Origin of the sequence: Methylobacterium sp. WL6 (assembly GCF_008040095.1) — a bacterium.
Classification (GTDB): Bacteria; Pseudomonadota; Alphaproteobacteria; order Rhizobiales; family Beijerinckiaceae; genus Methylobacterium.
Map to the genome: position 1 here is coordinate 1 of NZ_VRVH01000677.1, position 562 is coordinate 562.

A 562-nucleotide genomic window follows, 5' to 3' on the forward strand; every position below is an offset into this window, starting at 1 on the left:
CTGCACCTACCGCATCGCCGGCGTCACCCCGCCGGCGATGCGGTAGGTGCAGGTCGCATCGAGCGCCCGCCCGGCATCGTCGACCGCGGCGGTGAGCAGCAGACCCTCGCCGACGGCGAGCGGCACCTCGCCGCGGCGGGCGTTGACGGCGCGGGTATAGGGGTCGGCCGCGGTCGAGCCGGCCCGCGGCCACGCGGTCCAGGCCCCCACCGTGACGCCGCCGAACGGGTAGCCGCCCCGCGTCGCCCAGTCGGCGCTGGCGAGCCCGAGGCCGGCGCCGAGCGCGAGCGCGTACAGGGCGAGCGCGGCCGGCGAGGCGCCGGAGGCGAGCTTCCGCAGGCGGCCGGCGGCCGTGCCGGTGCCCCTGTCCGTGCCCCTGTCGGTGCCTTGCCGCGGGCTCGGCTCGCGCCGCGCGTCCGCGGCCTGCGGCGCGACCGCCGTCGCGGCCGGATCGATGCCCGACGCCATGGCCGTCACCGGGTCTCGAAGCGGCCGCCGACGGAGCGGGTGCCTTCGGCGACGTCGCGGGTCGTGGCGGCCGGCGCCAGGCTCGCGCCCGGGC

1 pseudogene is annotated in these 562 nt (G+C 80.4%); it reads right to left on the reverse strand.

From position 1 onward, the window contains the following. Positions 1–30: 30 nt before the first annotated feature. Positions 31–468, reverse strand: a pseudogene (locus FV230_RS31145) (hypothetical protein); the annotation flags it as partial. Positions 469–562 lie beyond the last annotated feature (94 nt).